This is a genomic window from Comamonas sp. A23 (genome assembly GCF_004522605.1).
Classification (GTDB): domain Bacteria; phylum Pseudomonadota; class Gammaproteobacteria; order Burkholderiales; family Burkholderiaceae_C; genus Comamonas; species Comamonas thiooxydans.
Genome location: NZ_RSDT01000011.1, coordinates 88780 through 112367, shown reverse-complemented (window position 1 = coordinate 112367; position 23588 = coordinate 88780). Strand labels below are relative to the sequence as shown.

Annotated in this window: 24 protein-coding genes; 10 read left to right on the top strand and 14 right to left on the bottom strand. The window is 61.3% G+C overall.

Annotated elements, in window-relative coordinates; genetic code table 11:
* Nucleotides 1-163: 163 nt before the first annotated feature.
* Nucleotides 164-1345, bottom strand: coding sequence for an acetyl-CoA C-acetyltransferase (locus tag EIC84_RS21075; protein WP_003064978.1), 1182 nt, complete (start codon nt 1343-1345; stop codon nt 164-166).
* Between the two features lie 145 nt (nt 1346-1490).
* Entirely contained in the window at nt 1491-3383 is a 1893-nt protein-coding gene (locus tag EIC84_RS21070; protein WP_003064976.1) for an alpha/beta hydrolase, read from the bottom strand.
* A 204-nt stretch (nt 3384-3587) separates the two neighbouring features.
* On the opposite strand from EIC84_RS21070, the gene EIC84_RS21065 reads away from it, so the two are divergent.
* Entirely contained in the window at nt 3588-3902 is a 315-nt protein-coding gene (locus EIC84_RS21065) for a hypothetical protein (RefSeq protein WP_003064974.1), read from the top strand.
* On the opposite strand, the gene EIC84_RS21060 is transcribed toward EIC84_RS21065, so the two are convergent.
* Together EIC84_RS21060 and maiA are read right to left on the bottom strand one after the other, a co-directional pair.
* Nucleotides 3819-4736: a polyphenol oxidase family protein gene (locus EIC84_RS21060; protein ID WP_003064971.1), complete on the bottom strand. Its 918-nt coding sequence runs from the start codon at nt 4734-4736 to the stop codon at nt 3819-3821. The two genes, EIC84_RS21065 and EIC84_RS21060, sit on opposite strands and share 84 nt — an antisense overlap.
* A 10-nt stretch (nt 4737-4746) precedes the next feature.
* Nucleotides 4747-5412, bottom strand: a complete 666-nt coding sequence (maiA, locus tag EIC84_RS21055; protein ID WP_003064969.1) for a maleylacetoacetate isomerase — start codon at nt 5410-5412, stop codon at nt 4747-4749.
* A gap of 162 nt (nt 5413-5574) precedes the next feature.
* Between maiA and EIC84_RS21050 the strand changes: the two genes are divergently transcribed.
* From EIC84_RS21050 to EIC84_RS21040, 3 genes are all read left to right on the top strand, one after another.
* A complete protein-coding gene (locus EIC84_RS21050) occupies nt 5575-6270 on the top strand; it encodes a fumarylacetoacetate hydrolase family protein (protein WP_003064967.1) in 696 nt (231 codons plus the stop codon).
* 134 nt (nt 6271-6404) lie between these two features.
* Nucleotides 6405-6965 carry an NUDIX hydrolase gene (locus EIC84_RS21045; RefSeq protein WP_003064965.1) on the top strand — a complete coding sequence of 187 codons (561 nt, stop codon included), beginning with the start codon at nt 6405-6407 and terminating at the stop codon, nt 6963-6965.
* A gap of 297 nt (nt 6966-7262) precedes the next feature.
* Entirely contained in the window at nt 7263-9737 is a 2475-nt protein-coding gene (locus EIC84_RS21040) for a bifunctional diguanylate cyclase/phosphodiesterase (RefSeq protein ID WP_034361981.1), read from the top strand.
* 74 nt (nt 9738-9811) lie between these two features.
* On the opposite strand, the gene EIC84_RS21035 is transcribed toward EIC84_RS21040, so the two are convergent.
* The 6 genes from EIC84_RS21035 to EIC84_RS26050 all read right to left on the bottom strand — a co-directional run bounded on the left by EIC84_RS21035 (nt 9812) and on the right by EIC84_RS26050 (nt 16530).
* Nucleotides 9812-12298: a YgiQ family radical SAM protein gene (locus tag EIC84_RS21035; protein WP_003064962.1), complete on the bottom strand. Its 2487-nt coding sequence runs from the start codon at nt 12296-12298 to the stop codon at nt 9812-9814.
* A gap of 236 nt (nt 12299-12534) precedes the next feature.
* Nucleotides 12535-13074 (bottom strand): PepSY domain-containing protein, encoded by a 540-nt coding sequence (locus tag EIC84_RS21030; protein WP_003064959.1) that lies wholly within the window; start codon nt 13072-13074, stop codon nt 12535-12537.
* Nucleotides 13075-13289: 215 nt separating this feature from the next.
* Complete coding sequence (locus tag EIC84_RS21025) at nt 13290-13478, bottom strand: DUF2783 domain-containing protein (protein WP_003064957.1); 189 nt, start codon at nt 13476-13478, stop codon at nt 13290-13292.
* Nucleotides 13479-13490: 12 nt separating this feature from the next.
* Nucleotides 13491-15188 carry an FAD-dependent monooxygenase gene (locus EIC84_RS21020; RefSeq protein ID WP_003064955.1) on the bottom strand — a complete coding sequence of 566 codons (1698 nt, stop codon included), beginning with the start codon at nt 15186-15188 and terminating at the stop codon, nt 13491-13493.
* 187 nt (nt 15189-15375) lie between these two features.
* A complete protein-coding gene (locus tag EIC84_RS21015) occupies nt 15376-16260 on the bottom strand; it encodes a helix-turn-helix transcriptional regulator (protein WP_003064953.1) in 885 nt (294 codons plus the stop codon).
* A gap of 102 nt (nt 16261-16362) precedes the next feature.
* Nucleotides 16363-16530, bottom strand: a complete 168-nt coding sequence (locus EIC84_RS26050; RefSeq protein WP_003064951.1) for a hypothetical protein — start codon at nt 16528-16530, stop codon at nt 16363-16365.
* A 187-nt stretch (nt 16531-16717) separates the two neighbouring features.
* Here EIC84_RS26050 and EIC84_RS21010 point away from each other — a divergent pair, with 187 nt between their 5' ends.
* Nucleotides 16718-17314, top strand: a complete 597-nt coding sequence (locus tag EIC84_RS21010; protein ID WP_003064949.1) for a YigZ family protein — start codon at nt 16718-16720, stop codon at nt 17312-17314.
* Between the two features lie 46 nt (nt 17315-17360).
* Here EIC84_RS21010 and EIC84_RS26045 read toward each other — a convergent pair whose 3' ends face one another.
* The 3 genes from EIC84_RS26045 to EIC84_RS21000 form a co-directional block, all read right to left on the bottom strand.
* On the bottom strand, nt 17361-17510 hold the full coding sequence (locus tag EIC84_RS26045) for a hypothetical protein (protein WP_003064948.1): 150 nt from the start codon (nt 17508-17510) through the stop codon (nt 17361-17363).
* An 82-nt stretch (nt 17511-17592) separates the two neighbouring features.
* Entirely contained in the window at nt 17593-18084 is a 492-nt protein-coding gene (locus EIC84_RS21005) for a DUF6882 domain-containing protein (RefSeq protein ID WP_003064947.1), read from the bottom strand.
* Nucleotides 18085-18174: 90 nt separating this feature from the next.
* Complete coding sequence (locus tag EIC84_RS21000; RefSeq protein WP_003064944.1) at nt 18175-19074, bottom strand: LysR substrate-binding domain-containing protein; 900 nt, start codon at nt 19072-19074, stop codon at nt 18175-18177.
* A 175-nt stretch (nt 19075-19249) separates the two neighbouring features.
* Between EIC84_RS21000 and EIC84_RS20995 the strand changes: the two genes are divergently transcribed.
* From EIC84_RS20995 to EIC84_RS20975, 5 genes are all read left to right on the top strand, one after another.
* The gene (locus EIC84_RS20995) at nt 19250-19933 is read left to right on the top strand and encodes a LysE family translocator (protein ID WP_003064943.1); all 684 of its coding nucleotides are present in this window, start codon (nt 19250-19252) and stop codon (nt 19931-19933) included.
* Between the two features lie 132 nt (nt 19934-20065).
* Nucleotides 20066-20647: a peroxidase-related enzyme gene (locus EIC84_RS20990; RefSeq protein WP_003064942.1), complete on the top strand. Its 582-nt coding sequence runs from the start codon at nt 20066-20068 to the stop codon at nt 20645-20647.
* Between the two features lie 116 nt (nt 20648-20763).
* The gene (locus EIC84_RS20985) at nt 20764-21327 is read left to right on the top strand and encodes a YceI family protein (RefSeq protein ID WP_034361977.1); all 564 of its coding nucleotides are present in this window, start codon (nt 20764-20766) and stop codon (nt 21325-21327) included.
* Nucleotides 21324-22046: a YceI family protein gene (locus tag EIC84_RS20980; RefSeq protein WP_003064938.1), complete on the top strand. Its 723-nt coding sequence runs from the start codon at nt 21324-21326 to the stop codon at nt 22044-22046. Before EIC84_RS20985 ends, EIC84_RS20980 begins: the two co-directional genes overlap by 4 nt.
* On the top strand, nt 22043-22630 hold the full coding sequence (locus EIC84_RS20975; protein ID WP_003064936.1) for an SRPBCC family protein: 588 nt from the start codon (nt 22043-22045) through the stop codon (nt 22628-22630). The genes EIC84_RS20980 and EIC84_RS20975 overlap by 4 nt, the downstream gene beginning before the upstream one ends.
* 104 nt (nt 22631-22734) lie before the next feature.
* Here EIC84_RS20975 and EIC84_RS20970 read toward each other — a convergent pair whose 3' ends face one another.
* Nucleotides 22735-23271, bottom strand: a complete 537-nt coding sequence (locus EIC84_RS20970) for a YcxB family protein (RefSeq protein ID WP_003064934.1) — start codon at nt 23269-23271, stop codon at nt 22735-22737.
* Nucleotides 23272-23588: the final 317 nt, after the last annotated feature.

Below are 23588 nucleotides of genomic sequence, written 5' to 3'. Positions count from 1 at the left end.
ACGCTGGCCATGCCAGTATGCAATCGAGTAGGTCCGAATGAGCCCGCTTTCGCCGTGGTTTACCTCGTGATCTTCCCTAGGGTCGACGGGAGGCTGGCATCAGCGGGCTTCCCAGACTGCGCCGATCTTCAGGAGCACCGGAGCAGTCTGCAATCCTGAAGCCTCAGCAGGCTTCCACAGCCATAGCAACACCCATGCCACCGCCAATGCACAGGCCGGCCAGGCCCTTCTTGGCACCGCTGCGCTGCATTTCATGCAGCAGCGTCACCAGAATGCGGCAGCCCGATGCACCAATGGGGTGACCGATGGCGATGGCACCACCGTTGACGTTGACCTTGGCGGTGTCAATGCCCAGATCCTGATTCACCGCGCAGGCCTGTGCAGCAAAGGCTTCGTTGAGTTCGAACAGATCCACATCGGCAGCCTTCCAGCCGGCGCGATCCAGCGCCTTGCGCGTGGCATAGACAGGACCCAGACCCATGACCTCTGGGGCCAGGCCGCTGGTGGCGTAAGACACGATCTTGGCCAAAGGCTTGAGGCCCAGTGCCTTGGCCTTGGCCGCCGTCATCACCACCACGGCGGCGGCGCCGTCGTTCAGACCCGAGGCATTGCCGGCCGTGACCGAACCTGCCTTGTCGAAAGCGGGCTTGAGGGTGGCCAGCACATCGGCATTGGTCTTGCGGTTGACGTATTCGTCACTGTCGAACACGATGGGGTCACCCTTGCGCTGGGGAATGCTCACGGGAACGATTTCGTCCTTGAACTTGCCAGCATCCTGCGCGGCCGCAGCCTTTTGCTGGCTGGCCAGCGCCAGCGCATCCTGCTGCGCGCGGCTGACGTTCTTTTCCTTGGCCACGTTCTCGGCAGTGATGCCCATGTGGTATTGGTTGTAGACATCCCACAGACCGTCCACGATCATGGTGTCCACCATCTTCCAGTCACCCATGCGCTGGCCGTCACGCGAATTGGGCACGGCATGGGGCGACAGGCTCATGTTTTCCTGGCCTCCGGCAACCACGATTTCGCTGTCTCCGGTTGCCACGGCCTGAGCTGCCAGCATAACGGCCTTAAGGCCGGAGCCGCAGACGGCATTGATCGTCAGCGCAGGGGTCTCCTTGGCAATGCCGGCCGCCATCATGGCCTGACGCGCAGGATTCTGCCCGGCCGCCGCCGTCAACACCTGACCCATGATGACTTCACCGACCTGGTCCTTGCCCACCTTGGCACGAGCCAGAGCCTCGGAAATCACGGTCGCCCCCAGCTGGGTTGCAGGAATCTTGGCCAGAGAGCCGCCGAACTTGCCGACCGCCGTACGCACGGCGGAAACGATAACGATGTCTTCCATTGCTGACGAACCTTTCTAGGTTTCTTACAAGTGATGCATGCGTGCGGGTTGCATCCTGTTCATCGTGCCACCCGCCGCTTCCTATCACGGTGCGAGCCTTGTTTGCTGCACCGCAATATGGAACTGATTGTGCCTCAGGCCTCGCTCAGGCTTTTGACAGAACGTAGCGACCCGGAGCATCTTCGATGGCTTCATAGGCACGTGCACGGCCATAGCTCTTGGGAGCCGCGAACTGCTTGCCTGCATGGCTGCCCAGCCAGGCACTCCAGTCCGTCCACCAACTGCCCGGATACTCCGTGGCCTCGGCCAGCCAATCGTTGAACGCCTCGGGAAACTCGCCATCCTCACGCAGCCAGTGGCTGCGTTTGTTCTTGGCCGGCGGGTTGATGACGCCGGCGATATGGCCGGAGGCACCCATCACGAAACGACGCTCGCCGCCCAGTACCTGCGACGAGGCATAGGCCGCAGCGACAGGAACGATGTGGTCCTCGCGCGAGCCGTAGATATAGACCGGCATCTTGAGCTGGCTCATGTCGATCTTCTCGCCGCACACGGTCAGCACGCCGGGCTTGATCAGATTGTTCTCGAGGTAGAGATTGCGCAGATACCAGGCGTAGAACGGGCCGGGAAGATTGGTGGAGTCGCTGTTCCAGTAAAGCAGATCGAATGGCGGAGGTGTCTCGCCCTTGAGGTAGTTGCCCACCACATAGTTCCAGACCAGATCGTTCGGGCGCAGAAAACTGAAGGTAGATGCCATGTCCTGGCCCTTCATCAGCCCGCCTTTGCCCATTTGCATCTCGCGCAGGCGCACCATGTTTTCATCGATGAAGATGTCCAGAATGCCTGTGTCGCGGAAGTCGATCAGCGTGGTCAGCAGCGTCATGCTGGCTACGGGAAAAGCGTGGGCCTCCACCTTGGCCGCAGCAGTTTTGCTGCCTGTCTTTGCAGCCGCAGCGCGGCTGCGGGGCTTGGCAGCTTGCGGCTGTCCATGCTCGCGGGCATGGCGCGCAGCCAGCACTGCCATCGCAGTGGAGAGCATGGTGCCGCCCACGCAGAAACCCAGCACATTGATCTGCGGCGCCTCGCAGATATCCTGAACCGTGCTCACAGCCTTGAGCACGCCATCTTCGATGTAGTCATCCCAGCTCTTGTGCGCCTGGCTTTCATCGGGATTGCGCCAACTGACCACGAAGGTGCGGTGCCCCTGGCTGACGGCATAGCGAATCACGGAATTGTCCGGCTGCAAGTCCAGAATGTAGAACTTGTTGATGCAGGGTGGCACCATCAGAAAAGGTTTCTCGAATACCTTGGCAGTCAGCGGCTTGTATTCGATGAGCTGGAACAGCTCGTTCTCGAAAACCACCGCGCCTTCGGTGGTCGCCACGTTCTTGCCCACGGTGAACAAGCTTTCGTCGGTCATGGAGACATGACCCTGGCGCATGTCGGCCAGCAGATTGGCAATGCCCTGAGCCAAGCTCTCGCCCTTGGTTTCAACAACCTTGTTGAGCGCATCGGCGTTCAGCGCCAGAAAATTGCTGGGCGCCATGGCTGCCACCCATTGCTCGACCGCAAAGCGCACGCGATTGCGTGTTTTCTCATCGCCCTGCACCGCCTCGGCCATACCGGTCAGCATGCGACTGCCCAGCAGGTAGTTGGCTGCGGCCATCGATGCAACGGGATTGGCGCTCCACTCTGGCTTGGCAAAGCGCTTGTCCCTGGACAGCAGGGCCTGAATCTGTTTTCCATCTGCCAACGACTGCACCGACTGCAGGTATTCCTGCTGCAGCCCCTGCAGTTTGGCCGCATCGAACTGCACCGCTTGAGCCGAACCCGTAGCCATCTGGGGCATTGCCGATTGCATGGCATCCATGATTCCTGCCCAAGGGTTGGGTGCGGCCCCCAGACCTGGCATGGCGCTGAGCCCCATGGGAGCACCGGACTGCATCTGCTGAAGCGTCTGGAGGCTCTTGCTCCACTGCTCCTGCCAGAATTGTTGAATGGATTGGCCAGCCTGGCCCCAGCTCGGGTCAAAATTCATGCTTACATCCTAGTCAAGGCAAGCGACCGGCGATCTCAGGGTCTGGGGACGCTTGCGGAATCTGCAATACGGCTCACACGGCGGCATTGTCACCTATGTGCCAGGCAGTTCCGACAAGAAGCGGCCTCATTTTGCCGTTATGAAGCTGTTTTGACACAAAACAACCCGGAGCCAGCATGCTTTCTGGCTCATTACAGAAACACCATGTACCTCATTGCCATCGCCTGGATGTACGTTGTCGTGATGATGACGATCGCCGAGGCTGCCAGCCCCGGCGGCACCCTGCTGGGTGCATTTTTCACCTTTGTGTTCTATGGTCTGCTGCCGCTTTCCATCGTGCTCTACATACTGGGCACGCCGGCCAGAAAGCGCCGCCTCAAAGCCCGGCAGGTACAGGAAGCGCTAGCTGCAGAACACGCGCTCCCCAGCCCCGGCTCAGGCGTCGCGCCAGATGCTGGCAGCCAGCCGCCCGCTGCCGCCCAGACGGGCGGCGTCGCGCCGGTGCGAGAAGAAACGTGATGCATTGCTGACCGTGCACCAGGGCAGACTGCCATCGTTGCCGAAGATTGCAGCAATGCCCAATGCAGCAAGCCTCTGGCGTGCCAGCTGAGCCAGATCGGCCAGATATTTGCCCTCACTGCCCGCTACCGGCACAAAATGCCGCGCAGCATCAGGGTCATGGGCCACAAAGATATCGCGTACCTCGGCCCCCACCTCGAAGGAATCGGGGCCTATACATGGGCCCAGCCAGGCCTGGGTGTGCGCGGCAATCCGGGAGCGCAATGTTTCGCCCCCTGAAAGCGATGGCTGCATCTGCACCTTGCGACAGAAAGCCTCGAAAAGTGTCTCCAGCACACCGCCGGGCAAGGGCCCGTCAGACAGCTTTCTACCGGGCGGCATGCCGGCCAGACCGCGCCAGCCCGCATGGGCCGCGCCCACGACCAGCCCCGAATCATGGGCCAGCAACACGGGCAGACAGTCTGCCACCATGACGGTACAGACCACGCCTGCATCGTCGGTCACGCAGGCATCGAAGGCTGCACCATTGGACTCGGCCACATTGCCTGCGTCCAGCGTCAGCACCTCCACACCATGTACCTGCTGCAAGAACGCCGTGCAGGCACCAGGGGTGCGGGCCTGCAGCGCCGCATTGAACAGTTCACGGTTTTGGCGCACGTGAGCGGGGTTGTCGCTCACGTGGTCGCCCAGGTTCATGCTGCCCCAGGGTGCCTGGCTGACGCCCCCCTCGCGCGAGGTGCAGATGGCATGCACCCCGGGCAGAGCCGGCCAGTCGGGGACCAGCCAGGAGTCAGGCCAGAGGTCCGGTGGACCCGGCCTATAGGTCTCGCTCATGACGCCCTCTTCACTCAGCATCCGGACAGGCCGAAGGATGGGCCTGCTGGAAAGCCGGCAAGGCGTTGCATCGCTCGACCACGTCCATCAGGCGCGGTAGAGCCTCGAGATTCACATTGAAGCGCTGGGCGTTGTAGATCTGCGGGACCAGGCAGCATTCGGCCAGCGTGGGCGCGTCACCCCAGCAAAACGCCGACGGCGCCAGGCCCATGGCCTTGCGTTCGGCATCCAGCAGCGCCAGCTGACGCTCGAAGGCTTCCAGGCCGGAGCGCACCCAGTGCGCATACCAGCCATTCTTGGCCTCGTCGCTGGCCCCCATTTGGTGCACCAGGTACTTGAGCACGCGCAGGTTGTTGAGCGGATGGATCTCGCAAGCCACCATCTGCGCCAATGCGCGCACATGGGCACGGCCCAGTGCATCCCTGGGCAGCAATGGTGTTTCAGCATGGGTCTCATCGAGATATTCGATGATGGCCATGGACTGCGTGAGCCAGTGCCCCTCGTCCGTCACCAGTGCGGGCACCAGCGCGTCACCCACATGGGAGGCATAGGCCGCAGCCTTTTGTTCGCCGCGCACCAGATGCACGGGCACGGAGTCATAGGACAGCCCCTTGAGTTGCAGCGCAATGCGCACACGATAAGAGGCGGAAGAACGGAAATAGGTATGCAGCTTCATGATGTGAGCAGCATAGCGCGAGCCGCGCGGACTGGCATTTTCCCTAGGGCCGGAATACGTAAAAGCCGTCATCAGCCACGCCGTCTCCGGGCCTGCATCGTGGCACACTGCTTGCCACATCAACCATTGCTGATTTCAGCGCGTGTTCCTGCCGAGGACTTCATGAGTTACGTGTTCAATCCCCCTGCCGTTGCCAGCCTGCCTGTTGTGGGCCGCGGCGAGCGCTTTCCCATTCACCGCATCTACTGCGTGGGCCGCAACTATGAGGATCACGCCAAGGAAATGGGCTTTACCGGCCGCGAGCCGCCGTTCTTCTTCATGAAGCCTGCGGACGCGACCGTGACAGTGGAAGCCGGCAGCACCACCACCGTGGCCTATCCCACGCTGACCCAGAATCTGCACCATGAAATCGAGCTGGTCGTTGCCATCGGCAAGGCCGGCAAGAACATCAAGGCAGCCGATGCACTGCAGTACATCTACGGCTATGCCGTGGGTCTGGACATGACACGTCGCGACCTGCAAAACGACATGAAGAAGCAAGGCCGCCCCTGGTGTATCGGCAAGGCTTTCGAGCAATCCGCCCCCATAGGCCCCATCACACCAGCCGATCAGGCGGGAGACATCGTCAACGCCGAGATTTCGCTGCAGGTCAATGGTGACTATCGCCAGCGCAGCCACATCCACAAGCTGATCTGGAATATCGCCGAAACCATTGAGCATCTCTCCAGCGCCTGGGAGCTGCAGCCCGGCGACCTGATCATGACCGGCACCCCCGAGGGCGTGGCCGCCGTGGTCAAGGGTGATGTGCTGGAAGGCGCAGTCACCGGACTTGAGTCCATCAAGATCCAGATCGCCTAAGAATCCCTGGCGCACAGGCAGTTTGCGCCGGCCAGGTACTCCGGGAGTCGCTCCGCAAGGTGTGACTCCCTTTTTCATAGCTGTTTGCGCATGTTGTACCTGCGCTAGCGGCCTGATTTGCTTATAGTTGCGGGATGATTTTTCGCAGCCCCATCAAGTTCTGCCGCAATTGCGGCACCGCAGTCACCTACCGCGTTCCTGACGATGGGGATACGCGCGAGCGTGCCGTTTGCCCGGCCTGCCACACCATTCACTATGAAAACCCGCTCAATGTGGTCGGCACCCTGCCCGTGATGGACGACGGGCGCGTGCTGCTGTGCAAGCGCAATATCGAGCCGCGCCGCGGCAAATGGACGCTGCCTGCAGGCTTCATGGAGCTGGCCGAAACCACCAGCCGCGGAGCCCAGCGCGAAACCGACGAGGAAGCCGGAGCCGACATCGAGCTGGGCAGGCTGTTCAGTCTCATCAACGTGCCCCAGGTAGGACAGGTCCATCTCTTCTATCTGGCCCGCCTCAGAAGTACGCAGTTCTACCCCGGGCCCGAGACCATGGAGGCCCAGTTGTTCGCCGAGGCAGACATCCCCTGGGAAGAAATCGCGTTTCGCACCGTCAAGCTCACCCTGGAACGCTTCTTTGCCGACCGCAGGGCCGGCGTGCTGGAGCAGCCGCAGGTGCACTGCATAGACCTGCTCTGAATCGGCCAGATTGGTTACCCACTTTCTCACAGAAAACACCGCTCTGTCTTGGGGGTACAGAGGAAGTTGTCCGACGCCAGGCTCACTTCTACAGGCCAAAAATTACCAATGAATACAAATTGCGTGTGATCTGACATACCTCCTACGCAATACCGTGAAAGGTCAAGCCATGAGAGCGGGCATCGTGACGGCGTTCTGATCGTCAGCAGGCACATTGCCTTCTGGCTGTTTCATACCAGTCTGCCTTGTCGATGCCCTGACTCATGCATTTACAGTCAATTTACTGGATGAGGCGTCATGAAGGCATCTTTGAGCCCCACACTGAAGTCTCAACAATTGCTGCAGCGCGTCTGGGCTTTTGCGCTCCTGGCACTGATCCTGATGCTCAGCGCCAGCTGCAGCCTCTATCTGCTCTCCGCCGTGCGAGCTTTTGTCAACGGAGAAAGTCTCTGGTCCAAGGCCCAGAAAGATGCGATTTACTCGCTTTCCCGCTACGCGGATGAAGGCAACCCGATCGACTTCGCCCACTATCAGCGGGCCTTGCAGGTGCCGCGTGGCGATGCCGAGGCACGTATTGCCCTCTACGACAAGCCTCTGCGCCTGGACCTGGCGCGCAAAGGCATAGAGCAAGGCCAAAACCACCCCGATGATGTCAGCTCCCTCATCTGGCTGCTGCGCACATTCCGCTATTTCAGCTGGGTGCAGGAACCCGTCGCGTACTGGAAGATGGGTGACGAATACCTGAATCAGCTCGACACACTGGCTCAGGAAATCCGGCAAGGATACGAGGTCGGCAACATCGGCCGCGAAAACATTGCCACCTGGAAGCGCGAGATCGACCTGATCAACCAGGGCGTGACGGCCCTGACCAGAGCCTTCAGCGACTCTCTGGGCCAGAGCTCGCGCAACATCGTCTGGCTACTGCTCGCCCTCAACGGCGCCCTGGCCATTGGCCTGGTGAGCCTGTGGGTCTGGAATACCTGGCGCCTGATCCTGCTGCGAGAGCAGGTTCAAGACGGCCTCAACAGCGAAAAAGAGCGCGCAGAGACCACGCTGGCAGCGCTCAGCGATGCGGTCATCACCACCAATGCCAAGGGCATGGTCAACTATGTCAACCCCGCCGCCATAGGCCTGCTGGGTCTGCAAAAGCAAAGCTATCTGGACAAGCCCATCAAGCAGGTGTTGCAGTTCTATACCATGGACGCCTCCATCACCAGCGAAGGCCTGCTCGCTCAGCTTGTCAATGACACCAGGGAGACCACCGTCGTGCGTGACGAGCAAACGCACTGGGTTCGCCGCACCGACCACAGCATCGTGCCAGTCAAGGTGCTGGGCTCCGCCATGCAGCGCGATGGCCAGGCATCAGGGGCGGTCTTCGTGCTACGCGATGTGTCGCGCGAGCAGCAGTACATGGACCAGATCTCCTGGAATGCACGCCATGACACGCTGACGGGGCTGGAAAATCGCGGGGAATTCGAGCGACGGCTGCAAAAAATGCTGACCCAGGGTCTGCACCAGGTCAAGCCCTACGCTCTTCTCTACATCGACCTGGACCAGTTCAAGCTCATCAACGAAACCAGCGGCCATGCCGCTGGCGATGAGGTGCTGTGTGAAGTCTCTCGCATGTTGCAGGCCAATCTGCGCGAAACCGATTGCCTGGCGCGCATGGGCGGTGACGAGTTTGCCGTGCTGCTGGAGAACTGCCCTCCTTCCAATGTCGCGAGCATTGCCGAGAAGCTGCGCCTGGCAGCCCAGCAACTGCAAACCACCTGGGGAGAGAAGATATTGCGCACCGGTTTTTCCATCGGTGCCGTGCATGTTCCCGGTGATGCGGTCAATGCCTCCGATCTGCTGCGCATGGTCGATATGGCCTGCTATCAGGCCAAGGAGCGCGGGCGCAACAAGGTCTTTTTCTACAAGGCCGAGGACGGAATCTACAGCCGCTATGTCAGCGAGATGGAATGGGCCACACGCATTCGTACCGCACTGGACGAAGACCGCTTCTGCCTCTATGCCCAGAGCATCGCACCGCTACAGGCCCGCAAGCACAGCCGCCACAGCGGCATGCACTTCGAAGTCCTGCTGCGCCTGCGCGATGAAAGCGGCCAGATCCTGGCCCCCGGACATTTCATACCCGCAGCCGAGCGCTACGGCCTGATGCCATCGCTTGACCGCTGGGTGATCACCAGGGCCCTGCAGACACTGGCGCAGCAGCCCGGACACGCCAAGCTGGTGGAAACCTGCGCCATCAACCTCTCCGGTCCCAGCCTAGATGACGACGGCCTGCTGGAATTTGTGAAGGAGCAGTTGCAGCAGCACGCAATTGCGCCGCAAAAGCTATGTTTCGAAATCATCGAAACCAGCGCCATTGGCAACCTCAGCAATGCCACACGGCTGATTCAGTCGCTGCGCGCCCTGGGTTGCCGTTTTGCCCTGGACGACTTCGGCGTCGGCATGTCGTCGCTGACCTATCTGAAGCAGTTGCCCGTCGACTATCTCAAGATCGACGGCGGCTTTGTGCGTGACATGCTCAAGGACAAGGGAGACCACGCCATGGTGGAGATGATCAATCGCATCGGCCAGACACTGGGCAAAAAGACCATTGCCGAGTTTGTCGAGAGCCGCGAGATTGCCGAGGAACTCATGACCATGGGCGTGGATTATGTGCAGGGCTACGCCATCGCCCGCCCCAAACCCATGACCAGCGAATACTTTGCCCCCACGCAGGAAAACCAGCTGCCGCAGTGGTGCGGGGCTCTGGCCATGGGCTGACAGCAGCGCACGCCAATACAAAAAACGACGCATCAAGCGTCGTTTTTTTGTCGGCGGCAGTCAGGCTTCAGCCATCAGCGCGGCTTGCGCGAACCCTGGCCCGCTGGCTTGGCGGGCTTTGCCGCAGTTTTGAAACCGGGCTTGACCTTGCCAGTCACACCCGCGCGCGGCGGCAGGCCGGTATGCTGGGTCAGCAGCTTGCCCGGTTGAGGCTGGCTGCTGCGGAAGCGCACATCGCCCTTGGGCTCCAGGCTCGCCTCTTCGCTGCGGCGTCGCACGGCCACGGCCTTGCCGTCCTTGTTGGTGGTGTAACCAATTCCGCCACCCGCCTTGGACGAGGTGCTGTTCTTCTTTCGTGCACTCTGATAGCTGCCGTCGACCAGGGGCTGGAAGGTCGGGATCAGGTGCTGCTTGCCGTTGCCGATCAGATCGGCGCGCCCCATGGTCTTGAGCGCCTCGCGCAGCAGCGGCCAGTTGTTCGGGTCGTGATAGCGCAGGAAAGCCTTGTGCAGACGGCGGCGCTTTTCACCGCGCACGATGTCCACGCGCTCCTCGGCCTCGTCGCGCATCTGGCGGCGCACCTTGGTCAGCGTGTTGCGGCCGCTGTGGTACATGGCCGTGGCCGTGGCCATGGGGCTCGGGTAGAAGGTCTGTACCTGATCGGCACGGAAGCCGTTCTTCTTGAGCCAGATGGCCAGATTCATCATGTCCTCATCGCTGGTGCCCGGGTGGGCGGCGATGAAATAAGGAATCAGAAACTGCTTCTTGCCGGCCTCTTCGCTGAACTTCTCGAACAGCTGCTTGAACTTGTCATAGCTGCCGATGCCCGGCTTCATCATCTTGGTCAGCGGACCTTGCTCGGTGTGCTCGGGCGCGATCTTGAGATAACCGCCCACATGGTGCTGAACCAGCTCCTTGACGTACTCTGGCGACTTCACCGCCAGGTCGTAGCGCAGGCCGGAGCCGATCAGAATCTTCTTGATGCCGGGCAGCTTGCGCGCGCGGCGGTAGATCTTGATCAGCGGACCGTGGTCGGTGTGCAGGTTCTGGCAGATGCCGGGGAAGACACAGCTGGGCTTGCGGCAGGCCGCTTCGATCTGCGGGCTCTTGCAGCCCAGGCGGTACATATTGGCCGTGGGCCCGCCCAGGTCGGAGATCGTGCCGGTAAAGCCCTTGACCTTGTCGCGGATCTCTTCGAGCTCCTGGATGATGGAGTCTTCGGAACGGCTCTGGATGATGCGACCCTCGTGCTCGGTGATGGAGCAGAAGGTGCAGCCGCCGAAACAGCCGCGCATGATGTTCACCGAGGTGCGAATCATCTCCCAGGCCGGAATCTTGGTGGCGCCCTCGTGGCTGCCGCTTTCGTCGGCATAGACAGGATGCGGGCTGCGCGCGTACGGCAGGCCGAAGACCCAGTCCATCTCGGCCGTTGTGAGAGGAATGGGCGGCGGGTTCATCCACACATCGCGGGCCGTGGTCCCCTCGCCGTGAGCCTGTACCAGCGCACGGGCATTGCCGGGGTTGGTTTCCAGGTGCAGCACGCGATTGGCGTGGGCATAGAGAATCGGATCGCTCTTGACCTCTTCGTAGCTGGGCAGACGCAGCACGGTGCGCTCGCGCGCAGGCAGCTTGGACTTGCTGCGCAGCGAGAGATTGGGCACGAACTGGATGGGCTGGACCTTGGCTACCGATGCGCCGTCATTAGGGCCGTCCGCTTCAGCTTTCGCAGCATCTTCCTTGGAGCAGCTCTGGCCCTGGGCCTCGGCCTGCTCGCTGGTCGTCATATAGGGGTTGATATGGGGCTCGACCTCGCCGGGCTCGTCCACCGTGGTGGAATCGACCTCGAACCAGCCCTCCTCCGAAGCGCGGCGAAAAAACGAAGTGCCGCGCACATCGGTGATCTGCTCCACCGGCTCGCGCGCCGCGATGCGGTGCGCCACTTCGACCAGGGCACGTTCTGCATTGCCGTAAAGCAGGATGTCGCACTTGCTGTCCACCACGATGGAGCGACGCACCTTGTCGCTCCAGTAGTCGTAGTGGGCAATGCGACGCAGCGAGCCCTCGATGCCGCCCAGCACGATGGGCACATCCTTGTAGGCCTCGCGGCAGCGCTGGCTGTAAACGATGGCCGCGCGGTCGGGGCGCTTGCCGGCCACATCGCCCGGGGTATAGGCATCGTCGCTGCGGATCTTGCGATCAGCCGTGTAACGGTTGATCATCGAGTCCATGTTGCCGGCCGTCACGCCCCAGAACAGATTGGGCTTGCCCAGGGCCTTGAAGGCCTCGGCGCTGGTCCAGTCGGGCTGGGCGATGATGCCCACGCGAAAGCCTTGCGCCTCCAGCACACGGCCGATGACGGCCATGCCGAAGCTGGGGTGATCCACATAGGCATCGCCCGTGACCAGAATGATGTCGCAGCTGTCCCAGCCGAGCTGATCCATCTCCGCACGGCTCATGGGCAGGAACGGCGCCGGACCGAAGCGCTTGGCCCAGTACGGCTTGTAGCTGGTCAGCGGCTTGGCATCGCGGTGGAAAAAGGAAACATCAACCGGGGCGTTCATGTGGATGGGCTTTATATGGCCTCATGGCCTATTCGGAGAAACAACCCGTCAGTGTACTTTTCCGCCCTCAGCCTTGCACGAGCAGGGTCTTGCAGAAACAGGGTTGAACTCTGAACTTCATAGCACCCAGCGCTTTCCTTCATTGAAATTCGATGCATAACACACCTTAAATCATTGAAATACAAGCGCCAGTCACTCACTTCTTAATAGCACCAGAATCCAGATAACGCGTCGACTCAGTCCTTTTCCTGCCTCGTCACAGCGCCGGTGGCAGGATCAAGCCTGAGCTTCATGACCGTCTGATCGGCGCGCAGCATCTTGACCTTGTAGCTGGTCTTGCCCCAGTCCGAATCCAGCTGGGCCTCCAGCGGCTTGCCGGGCAAGGTGGCAATAGCTGCATCGACGGCCTGTACCAGCGTGATCCGGGCATCGGCCAGGCGCTTGGCATGCTTGCCCTCGGCTCGCCCCTTGTTCTCCTCCACTGCGGCATCGCCCGTGTTGGCATTCACGCGCAGCTTGATTTCCTCATTCACGGGCGAGATCAGGGTGACCGAGTAATAAGGCACAGCGCCTTTCTTACCCTCTTCCAGCTCGACATCGATCGCTTTTCCGGGAGCAACGGCCTGGGCTTTTTCGACGGCCTGGCTCAAGCCGATCTGCACGGCACCTGTCAAGGCCAGCCATTCGGCAGCCGACTTGGCCAGGGCCGGAGCCGCACTCAATCCACTCAGGCTCAGGGCTGCAGATAGCAGCAAGGTGCTGGGACGCAATCTCATGGACCAATCCTCCTACAGTGGCAATGGCTCCAGTCTGCCTGGATTTCGTGGCACGGCCTTGTCGGATATCAAGCCATATCGATTTGTGGAAAATCCATCTCAAACTATTGATAGACAATGATTATCCGCTATGAAATCCGAGAGTCAGCACGCCGAGAACCCGCCAAGAACGAGCCTGGGCGGGTCGGGCTGACCGCCACGGACAAGCCTTTTGCTTACAGATCTTGCTGGGCCGCCGCAATCATTTCGCCAAACTGGCGGGCATCACCGAGCTGATTGGCGGCCAGCAGCGCCAGCTTGACCAGCAGCAGCTCGGACTTTTCGGCGCCCACGGCATCGATGGCGACAGCCAGCTGGTCGTACACGGTCTCCAGACCGGCGATATCAAGAGTGGTTTGGATCATTTGAATCTCTCCTCAGGCTGGCAAGGCAGCTTTGAATGCGGCTTGCAAACGATTGGCGTCCAGCGCCATCCAGCGCGCACAGACATGTTGATCGGGACGCAGCAGATAGGCAGCGCCGTCGGCCATCACGCCATAGCGTGCGCGGCAACGGCCTTCGGTGTCATCAAGTACCAGATCGGAACCTTCGATAGCGCTTGCAGCGTGGCTGCTGACGGCGATCAGGCGCACAGCAACACCGCGAGCTCTGACCCCGGCCACGACCGCCTGCAGTTCGGCGGGAATCGCCTGGCCGCTCGTGAAATACAGCAGATCGAAGCCGCCACCCAGGTGGTCTAGCAGATAGCTGTCCGGCGCAAAGCGCACGTTCAGAGGCGGCGCGCCGTGGGCGGGGCCGGCCTTGAACAGCAGGTTGTCGTCACCCACGCTGTTGAGTGGCGAGTTGCCGTACTCATGCGGGCGCGAGGTGCGCCAGTGGTAGAGCGGGCCGACAAAGGGCTGGCTCAGCGACAGGGACAGCACGGCATCGCGCAGCAGCCTGAAGCCTCTGCTCGGCGGCGCCATGAAACGTGTGCTCTTGCCGGCCTCTTCCACAATCTCGCGGGCCGCGCCCACTCGCTCGCTGCTATAGCTTTGCAGCAGCGCTGCGCTGGCCGCGCCCTTGGCGACGAGTGCCAGACGCCAGCCCAGGCCCTGAGCATCCTGAAAACCGGTGTTGGCGCCGCGCACGCCGAAGATGGGCAGCATATGGGCTGCATCACCCGCAAAGATCACATGGCCATGCACATAGTCGGGCAGGGTCAGCGCGCGGGCCGAGTAGACGGAGCTCCAGTCCATCTCCCAGGGCGTGCCGCCAAAGCCTATCATCTCCAGCTGCGCATCGATGCGCGCCTTCAGCGACTCGGGCCTGAGCGCATCCTCGGGATCTTCGCCAGCAGGCAGCTGGTAGTCCACACGCCAGATGCCGTGCGGCTCGCGGTGCATGAGGATGGTGTTGCCCGGGTTCCATGTGGGATCGAAGAATGCGAGACGTTCGGTGGGCAGAGGCAGGTCGATGCGGATATCGGCAATCACGAAGCGGCCTTCGTAGGAAGCGCCTTCCATCAACAGATTCATGGCCGTGCGAATCCCCGAACGCGCGCCGTCGCAGGCCACCAGCCAGTCGGCCCGCAGCTCGTAGCTGCCTTCCGGGGTATCCACCTCCACCAAAACCTGCTCGCCCTTTTGCTCGACCTTGTTCACGCGGTTGCCCCAGCGCAGCTCGATCAGCGGGTTGGCCTGCACTGCATCGACCAGGTATTCCTCCAGGTACTGCTGCTGCAGATTGATCATGGGAAAGAAGCGATCGTCGTCGGCCCGCGCGTTCTCCATGCGAAACACGCGCTGGCCGCGGTAAATGCTGTTGCCGTAGCACCAGGGCAGTCCGATCTCCGTCACGCGCTGGGCCACGCCCACCTGCTGCAGGATTTCCATGGAGCGCCGCGTGAACACAATGGCACGGCTGCCTTCGGACACCTGCAATTCGGATTCGAGCACCACGCAACGCTGGCCGTGGCGGGCAATCTCCAGCGCCGTGGTCAGGCCCACGGGGCCGGTGCCGACGATGACGATTGGGTGGCTTTGCTCGCCCGGCTTCCGGGACGCAAGCCAGGGCTGATGAACCTGGTACTGGTAGTAGATGGAGCGCCGTGGCTCGGCAAATGGCTGGTGCATGTTCTTGTCTCCTGGGGGCGCTGTCGTGGTCAAACCGGTGCGCTTTCATCCCCTTTCGGTCTGGCTTGAGATGCAGTGTAGAAAAGCAGCTCGAGGCCGATGTCACCAGATGGAGACAATGCCGGCCGGCAACCGATATTCAAGTCGAATCAGCCTCCAGCCTTTACAGATCAACCCCAAGCAGCTATCAAAGTTGACCATCGACAGCTTCAGCGGGCTCCATCAGCAACGCAAACAGCTCGCGCTGCCCCTGCACGCCCAGCTTGGCGCAGACGCGTTTGACATAGGTGCGCGCGCTGCTGACGGTAATGCCCAGGCGCTGCGCCAGCGCATCGGCATCCAGGCCCTGGGCCAGTGCCCGCACCACGTCGAGGTCGCGCGGCGTCAGCTGCTCGAAGCGCCTTGCCAGTCGCGCCAGCACCAACCCGACCAGGTCGTCCTGCAGCGTCTGCCCCGCGTAATGCAGACGCATGGCCTGCATGACCAGGGGCGCAAAGGCCTCGATCCGGGCAATGGCTGCGGCGTCGAAGCAGCCATGCTCCTCGCCCCGGTAGAGGTTCACGGAAAGCCAGCGCGCGTTTTCCTGCAGCATCAGCAGCGATAGCCGCTCGGCAATGCGCGGCAGCTCATAGCAGACATGGCGGTACTCGGGGTGCTGCACATCGTGCGGTCCCTGGCGATGCAGCCAGACGCGCGGCCTGGCATGTGGGTCCCTGGCAAGGCGCGCCAGCTCAGCCTGCATCACGCGCTGCGAACCATCGAGCGGATAGAAGCGCTCGCTGTAATCCTGGGAAATCATGGGCAGCGCCCCCGTGCGCGCCCTGTCGCCCATGCCCACCACACGAGGCCTGGCCATGCCCTGGAAGGAGAAGATCGTGCATTGGGCCAGCGGCACATGGCGCCCCAGCAGTTGCAGGATCTGCTCGGCCACGGCGTCGCTGCTGCTGCGCCCCACTCTTTCCATCATGGCCGTCACATCGGCCAGGGCCACGGGCAGCTGTGCTGCCTGTGCGGCAGCCGGCAGCAGCATCCAGTGCGAAGAATCGGGAAACGGCGCAGAGCTAGCAGTCATGGGCTGCGATTCTCGCCGCTGTATCGTGTCCGCGGACAGGAAAAACCGGCTCTCCCTTTCAGGAGCAGCCGGTCTGGCTTGAGACAGAAAGTGCGGCCGGGCCTACCACTCGCCCACATTGCGTATGCGCTGCAGCAACTCCCATTCATCTTCGGGTGCCGCAGCCTGCAGGGCCTGGGGCTCTGCCAGCTCCTGCGCCAGCGGAGGCGGCGTGAAATGCTCGCGGCCAAAAGTATGTTCGCTCAGGGACTGTGGATGCGGATTGTTCATGACGGCCTCCTTTGCGTAAAGCTTAAGGCTCGAGGCTTGCCGAAATTGTAGGAATTGGCTTAAGGACACTGTCGAGCAATCCCCACAAGCCGCGTCGTCATGTCATGGATAGGTCACAGCTGCCGCTACCCGGCCCATGTACCGCAACGCTGCTCGGCCCCGACTTTGCGGTTATGCTGCCGCCGCTATGCCTCAGACTCTTCGTGCTCCCGTCTCCAGTGAACTGATCATCAAGAAAAGCCGCTTCATCGGCTGCGTTCAGCCGATGACGGACCGCTCCAGCGCGCAGGCCGTGGTGGATGCACTCTGGCGCGAGCACCCGGGCGCCGCCCATGTCTGCTGGGCCTTGCTGGCGGGCGGTCAATCGGCGGCCGTGGATGATGGCGAGCCCAGTGGCACGGCCGGTCGCCCCATGCTGGACGTGCTGCGCCATCAGGACCTGGAGGGCGTGCTGGCCACCGTGGTGCGCTATTTTGGTGGCGTCAAGCTCGGTGCAGGCGGACTGGTGCGCGCCTATACCGACGCCGTGGCACAGGCCTTGCTGCAGGCCGAAAAAGTCGCCATTCAGCGCATGCAGATCCTGCAATGCACGGCTCCCTATCCGCTGGAGGGCCTGGTGCGGCGCATGGCCGATGCGGCGGGTGCCGAACTGCTGGAGGTCGATCACGGCAGTCTGGTGAGCTTCAAGCTGCAGATGCCTGAGCCCGACGCCGCCGAATTTGTCAGCGCACTCAATGAAAACGGTCAGGGCCGCATTGGCTGGCTCAAGCCGGACGAGCTGTAGAACGCAAAGAAAAACCCGCTTTTGGCGGGTTTCCGAGCGGGCAATTTCAGCAATTGCCTTTCTTGGCCTGGCCCGGTGGGCAGCCGTGGGGGTGAGGCTTTTTGTAGCCATCGTCGTAGTATCCGCCACGGCTGTCATAGACAGCGCAGCCGCTCAGCACAAACATGGCTGCGGCCAAAGCAAACATCGTTTTCATGGGGTGACCTTTTCAGATTTTTGAGGGCGTCAGTCTATAGGCGACCCCGCCCGCACTCTGTCAACAATCCTGTACGCGGCTTTCAATTGGCCGGCTGCTGCTGCTCGACCGCCACCTGCAGGTGCAGCAAGGTGAAATACAGGGTTACATCGCCCTGCTGGTCGATGAAGGTGCCTACGGCGCGCTGCAGGCGGGCAGCAATGCACATGCACTCCATGGCCTCTGGACGGCCGCCGGGAATCCGGGCCGTGGTCAGCAATGCCAGCTGGTTATGTCGGCCGAACTCATGCACCACTTCCAGCGCTTGGCCATGCTGCTTGGGAATGGCTTCGTTGGCCCAGCTCCAGACAAAGCTGCCGTCCTGCTCGCTGCTGGTGCCCACAAGGCAGACCGTAGCGATCACCTCATGCAGCGGAGCTTCCAGCGCCAGCAGGGCGCGCTCCAGATCCCAGCGGTAGCTGGGGCTGCCCTGCAAGCCAAATTCCTTGGGCCACTCTGCATTGCGGGCCTGCATCATTTCAACGGCCTCACGGCTCCAGGCAGCCCAGTCGGTGGTTTGTGCGTCGTTGCTCATCGCGTATCCATTGCTTTTCAACAGACCGCATTGTCAGGCAAGAAGCGGGCATGCCCGGGCCCGAAATCCTATGCCCCCGTCGGCCTGCGTTCAGCTCTTCATCTGCTGCTGAATCCAGTCGACCAGAAGCTGCTGCACCGAGCCCGCCTCCCAACTCTGTACGGCCAGCAGACAGTATTGCGAGCCATCGGGTACAAAGCCCAGCGGCGCCACCAGCCGGCCGGCGGCGATATCGTCCTCCACCAGCAGTTGCGGGCCCATGGCTACACCCAGGCCCGCAGCTGCGGCCTGCAAGCTCAGGTAGAAATGCTCAAGCACCAGATCACCGCCTGCTTGCGCCTGCCGGATCTGGGTGGGAGGCTGATCTGGCTGGGTTTTCCACCAATCCTCCCAGGCCTTGGGACGCGTCTTGCTATGCAAGAGCGTTGCATCGCCACGAAGCGCAAGGCCGCCATCGGACTGCAACGCAAAGAACTGCACCAGACTGTCCGGATGGCAGACCGGCCCCATGTGCTCTGCGCACAAGGGCTGCATTTGGACATTGGGCCCCCAGTCAAAGTCGTTGCGCCGAATGGCCAGATCGATGCCGCGCCCCCATTCCACGCTGCCACCGCCCGCAACCAGATGCACGGTGTGCTGCGGGTAGCGCGCCTGGAAGTCGCCCCAGCGCGGAATCAGCCAGCGCATCAGCAACGTGGGCTCGCAGGACAGCAGCAGCGGCCTGCCTGCCACCTGCTGCCGCACCGCCTCGGCAGCACGCGCCATCTGGCCCAGTCCGGCATGCACCCCGTCGAACAACAGCCTCCCCGCAGCATTGAGAAAGACACGGCGATTGCGGCGCTCAAACAGCTGCGCCCCCAAATCTTCCTCCACCGAGCGCACCGCGCGGCTGATGGCTCCATGGGTCAGGTGCAGCTCATCGGCAGCGCGGCTGAAGCTCTCCAGCCGCGCTGCCGCTTCAAAACAGCGTAAAGCGACCAGCGAAGGCATTCGTGGTGGACCGCCAGCAGAAATATGTGAGTTTGAATCACTATTTTCTTGAGAAATCATCGTTATTCAAAAAACTTTGACCGCCCTAGAGTTCACAGCTGTAGAGCACTGCTTGCCATTCTCGTGCAACAGAGCCATCTCACAAACAGATATTTAAACTCAAGCAATACACAGTATGAACGCCTGGCCCACCGTGATTCTCGTTACCTCTCTCGCCGTCATCAGCCCCGGCGCCGATTTCGCCATGGTCACCCGCACCAGCCTGATGGAATCGCGCCGTGCGGGTCTCTGGGTGGCGCTGGGCATCGGCTGTGGCGTTCTGATCCATGTGGCCTACACCCTGCTGGGACTGGGTATGGTCCTGCAAGGACTGCCCTGGCTTTTCAATCTGCTCAAATATGCGGGTGCAGCCTATCTGGTATGGCTCGGAATTTGTCTCTGGCGTGGCACCAGCCGTACAAATGACGATCTGCCAGATTCCCGGTCCAGCGCCGAACCCGGCCAGCGCAATGCACGCAAAGGCCATGCGCCAGGCCGCTCGCTTTTTGTCCTGGGCTTTCTGACCAATGCACTCAATCCCAAGACAGCGCTCTTCATCCTCAGCCTGTTCATGCAAATCGTCGGCCCTGCCGTGCCCATGCCCACCCAGTTGGCCTACGGCCTTTTCGTCGCCATGGCCCACGTGCTGTGGTTTGCGCTGGTAGCCTGTTTCTTCTCGGCCCCGGTGCTCCAGCCCAAGGTTCAAGCCATACGTCCCTGGGTAGATCGCAGTCTGGGCTGCGTGCTGCTTGTCCTGGGCCTGCTGCTGATCGCCACCGGCACACCGGCCACGTCGAATCTGATGGATGCCAGCATCTGACAGGAAAAGCCTGACAGGCCCAATGCCGCAATAGCAGCATCTGCAACGCAAACGACAGCTTTGGAGCGCCCACCCGTGCCATGCTTGTCATGGTTGGTACATATCAGCAAAACTCCAAAGGAGACAGGCACCATGAAAAGCCGCTACCCCTTTCCCGATCTGAACAGCCTGCCTGAAGACATCAGGCAGCGCATCGCCGAGGTACAGCAAAAGTCGGGCTTTATTCCCAATGTTTTTCTGGCCTTTGCTCGCCGGCCAGCCGAGTGGCGCGCCTTCTTTGCCTACCACGATGCGCTGATGCTCAAGGAGGACGGCAGTCTCAGCAAGGGCGAGCGCGAAATGATCGTCACCGCCACCAGCGCTGCCAATCAGTGCCTGTATTGCGTGGTGGCTCATGGCGCAATCTTGCGCATCTATGAGAAAAAGCCGCTGATTGCCGACCAGGTGGCGGTCAATTACCGCAAGGCCGACATCAGCCCGCGCGAGCGGGCCATGCTGGACTTTGCCATGAAGGTCTGTCTGCACAGCGCCGAAATCGACGATGCCGACTACGAAACCTTGTACCCTCACGGTTTTGACGACGAGGATATCTGGGACATTGCGGCCATTACCGCCTTCTTCGGACTGTCCAACCGGATGGCCAGCTTCGCGGGCATGCAGCCCAATCCCGAGTTCTATCTGATGGGCCGGGTGCCGCGCGAGAAAAAAGCCTGAAGCAACAAGCAGTAACTCGTGGGCTGCAATCGATGCAGCTTCCACGGGAATGACGCATCATCCCTCACAGAGCAGCGGCCAACCCGGCAAAACGCTGTTTGCCGGAGGTCATCCAGATGCGCAATACCGTTTGCTGCCTCGCCGCCCTGCTCGCCACGCTCTGCGCCACTGCAGCTCATGCCACCTCGTGGGAGCTCAAGCCCGGTGGTGATAACCGACTGGAATTCACCGCCACTTTCGAGCAAACGCCGGTCACCGGCGTGTTCAAAGACTTCCGGGTTCGCTTTGACTTCGACCCGCAAAAGCCAGACAGCAACAGGCTCAATGTCAGCATTCGCATCAGCAGCGCCGACATGGCCAACCCGGACATCAACCAGGCCATTGCCGGCAAGGACTGGTTTGACTTTGTGCGTTATCCCGAGGCAGTCTTTGATGCCAGGGAGATTCTTGACGCCCCCGGCGCAGCCGGTCATCGGGCACGCGGCACCCTGCTGCTGAAAGGCCGCAGGCAGCCGCTTGTGCTGCCGTTCAGCTGGAAGCCCGAGGAGCGCCGCATGGAAGGCGAATTCGTTACCCATCGCTCGATATTTGATATCGGCACAGGAGAGTGGAAGAGCAGCAATGCCGTGGGAGACGCCGTGACAGTGAAATTTCGCATCCAGCTGCGCGAGTTGCCATGACATTGCGCAGACAGCTGATTGCAGTCCTGCTGGCTCTGATCACAGGCTGCTCGCAACCAGGCATCGAGCCAGCCCAGCCTCCCGGCCCGACGGCAAGGCCTGCGGACTTTCCTGCGGCCTTCTATGCCGATGCTGCTGCACGGGGCCAGTCGGTGCTTCAGATCGATTCATCGCATTCCCTGGTCTCGATCACCGTTCGACGCGCTGGCGCTCTGGCCAGACTGGGGCACGACCATGTGATTGCCAGCCATGAGCTGCAAGGCTATGTGGCCCCCCGGCTTGGCCGGGCCGATCTCTATGTGGCGCTGGACAAGCTATCGGTCGACGAACCCGCTCTGCGCGCCAAGGCGGCTCTGGACACCCAGCCCAGCGCAGCCGATATTGAAGCGACCCGTGCCAATATGCTGAACAAGCTGCTGCAAACCTCGCTCCATCCATTTGCACTGATCCAGGCACATGCATCCCCCGAAGCGGACGGCGATGTATTGCTGGCCCTGGAACTCACTCTTCACGGAGTCACACGCAGCCTGAGCGTACCGGCCCGAATCAGGAGGACGCCGAGCGAATTCCATATCAGCGGCTCGCTGAGTATCGATCAATCGAGTTTTGGCATCACGCCTTTGTCCATCCTGGGCGGTGCAATCCAGGTCCGCGACAGGCTCGAGTTGAACTTCGAAGTACGCGCCGCTCCACCTTTGAAGCAGGAATCCCTGTCATGAGAACAGGGCTTGTCGCTGCCTGCGGCGCAGTTCTGACCCTGTTCTGCGGCGGTTTGCAGGTTTCGGCACAAGAGCTGCGCATAGAGACTGCCGAGCACAATGAGGCCATGACGGTGAACGCCTCGGCCGTCATGCAAGTCAGGCTGGCTACGGCCTGGAGCGTGATTTCCGACTACGAGCATCTGGCCGACTTTGTGCCGGATATGCAAAGTTCGCGCGTGCTGCAACGCGATGGCAACCAGGTGCTGCTGGAGCAAAAAGGCAGTCTGGGGTTTCTGTTTTTTCGCCAGGCAATCGAGGTCAGACTGGCTGTGACCGAATGGCCACAGCAGCGCATTGCCGCGCATGCAATAGGCGGCAATCTCAAGCAAATGGACGGCAGCTATACCCTGGAAACCCAAGCCGACGGCCGGGTACGCTTGGCTTACAGCGCTCGCCTGGTCCCGGCTTTCGCCATCCCGCCGCTGGTCGGGAAGCCAGTGCTGCGCCAGTTGTTGAAACGCCAGTTCAAGGCACTGGTGGATGAAATCCAGCGACGCGAAGCCCTGACGCTTCAAGAGCAGAAGCAGACACCAGGAAATTAGCAGCAGGCCATTACAAGGGCAAGATGGCATTGGACGCATGCAAGCCCGGCCCCTGTGCCTCGGGTTGCCGTCATGACTGCGCAAGCATCTGCAAGAACAAAGACTTAAATCGCAGAGGACCTGAGACGGCGCGTGAACTGCTCGAACTCTGCAGCCATGGGGGCAATGGCTGCCCTGGGCAGTACCAGAGCCTGCATAGCGTCGATGAACAGATAGTAGTTCACGTCATCTTCGGCAAGCGCCAGCACTCCTGACCACGGCAGTATCGTGTCACCTCGAACCGAGGCTACCCTGATGGCGTCCGACGAGAGCGTGACCGTTTGTGGCGACAGAAACGCTCCATCCGGCAGGAGCATGAGCTTGCGCATGGATGCCTGTGACAGGTATGGCATCGTCACGACGGCGATCAAAGCGACGACCAAAAGGCAGGCAACCACTCCCAGCGGGCGGGAGATCTCGGGGAACTCACGCATCAGTCGCGCGTAGGCTGCGCCAGCGAGGCCAATGCAGAGCCACACCACAACCCGCAAGAGGAACGGCCAGGAAAGCATCCCTGCCTTCTGATGCCAGCGCCGCGCAACCATTTTCTGCAGGCGAACGAAGTCGGCGGGAATGAGAGTAAAGCTGGCGGTCATGTTCATGGTTGGCTCATGTGGCAACAGGTATGAGCGACCTGCAGCAGCGAGTATTGATCGAAAGGTGACTGCGGCATCTCACACGGTCGCTGGCTCTGGTTCGTGAACGATTTCATTACCGGCACTGCAGCCTGCACTATAAGCCGGCGCACAGGGCATTACAGGGTGCGATCAGACCTGTGCATGCGATGCAAGCCCGACCCATGCAGCCCGCAAGATGTGAGATTGCAGCAAATCGAGACAGCCGTTGCAATGGCGTGACGGGCTCGATGCATTGATCTGATTGTCTCCCCCCATCAATTTCGCTCCACCTTCCTCGAACT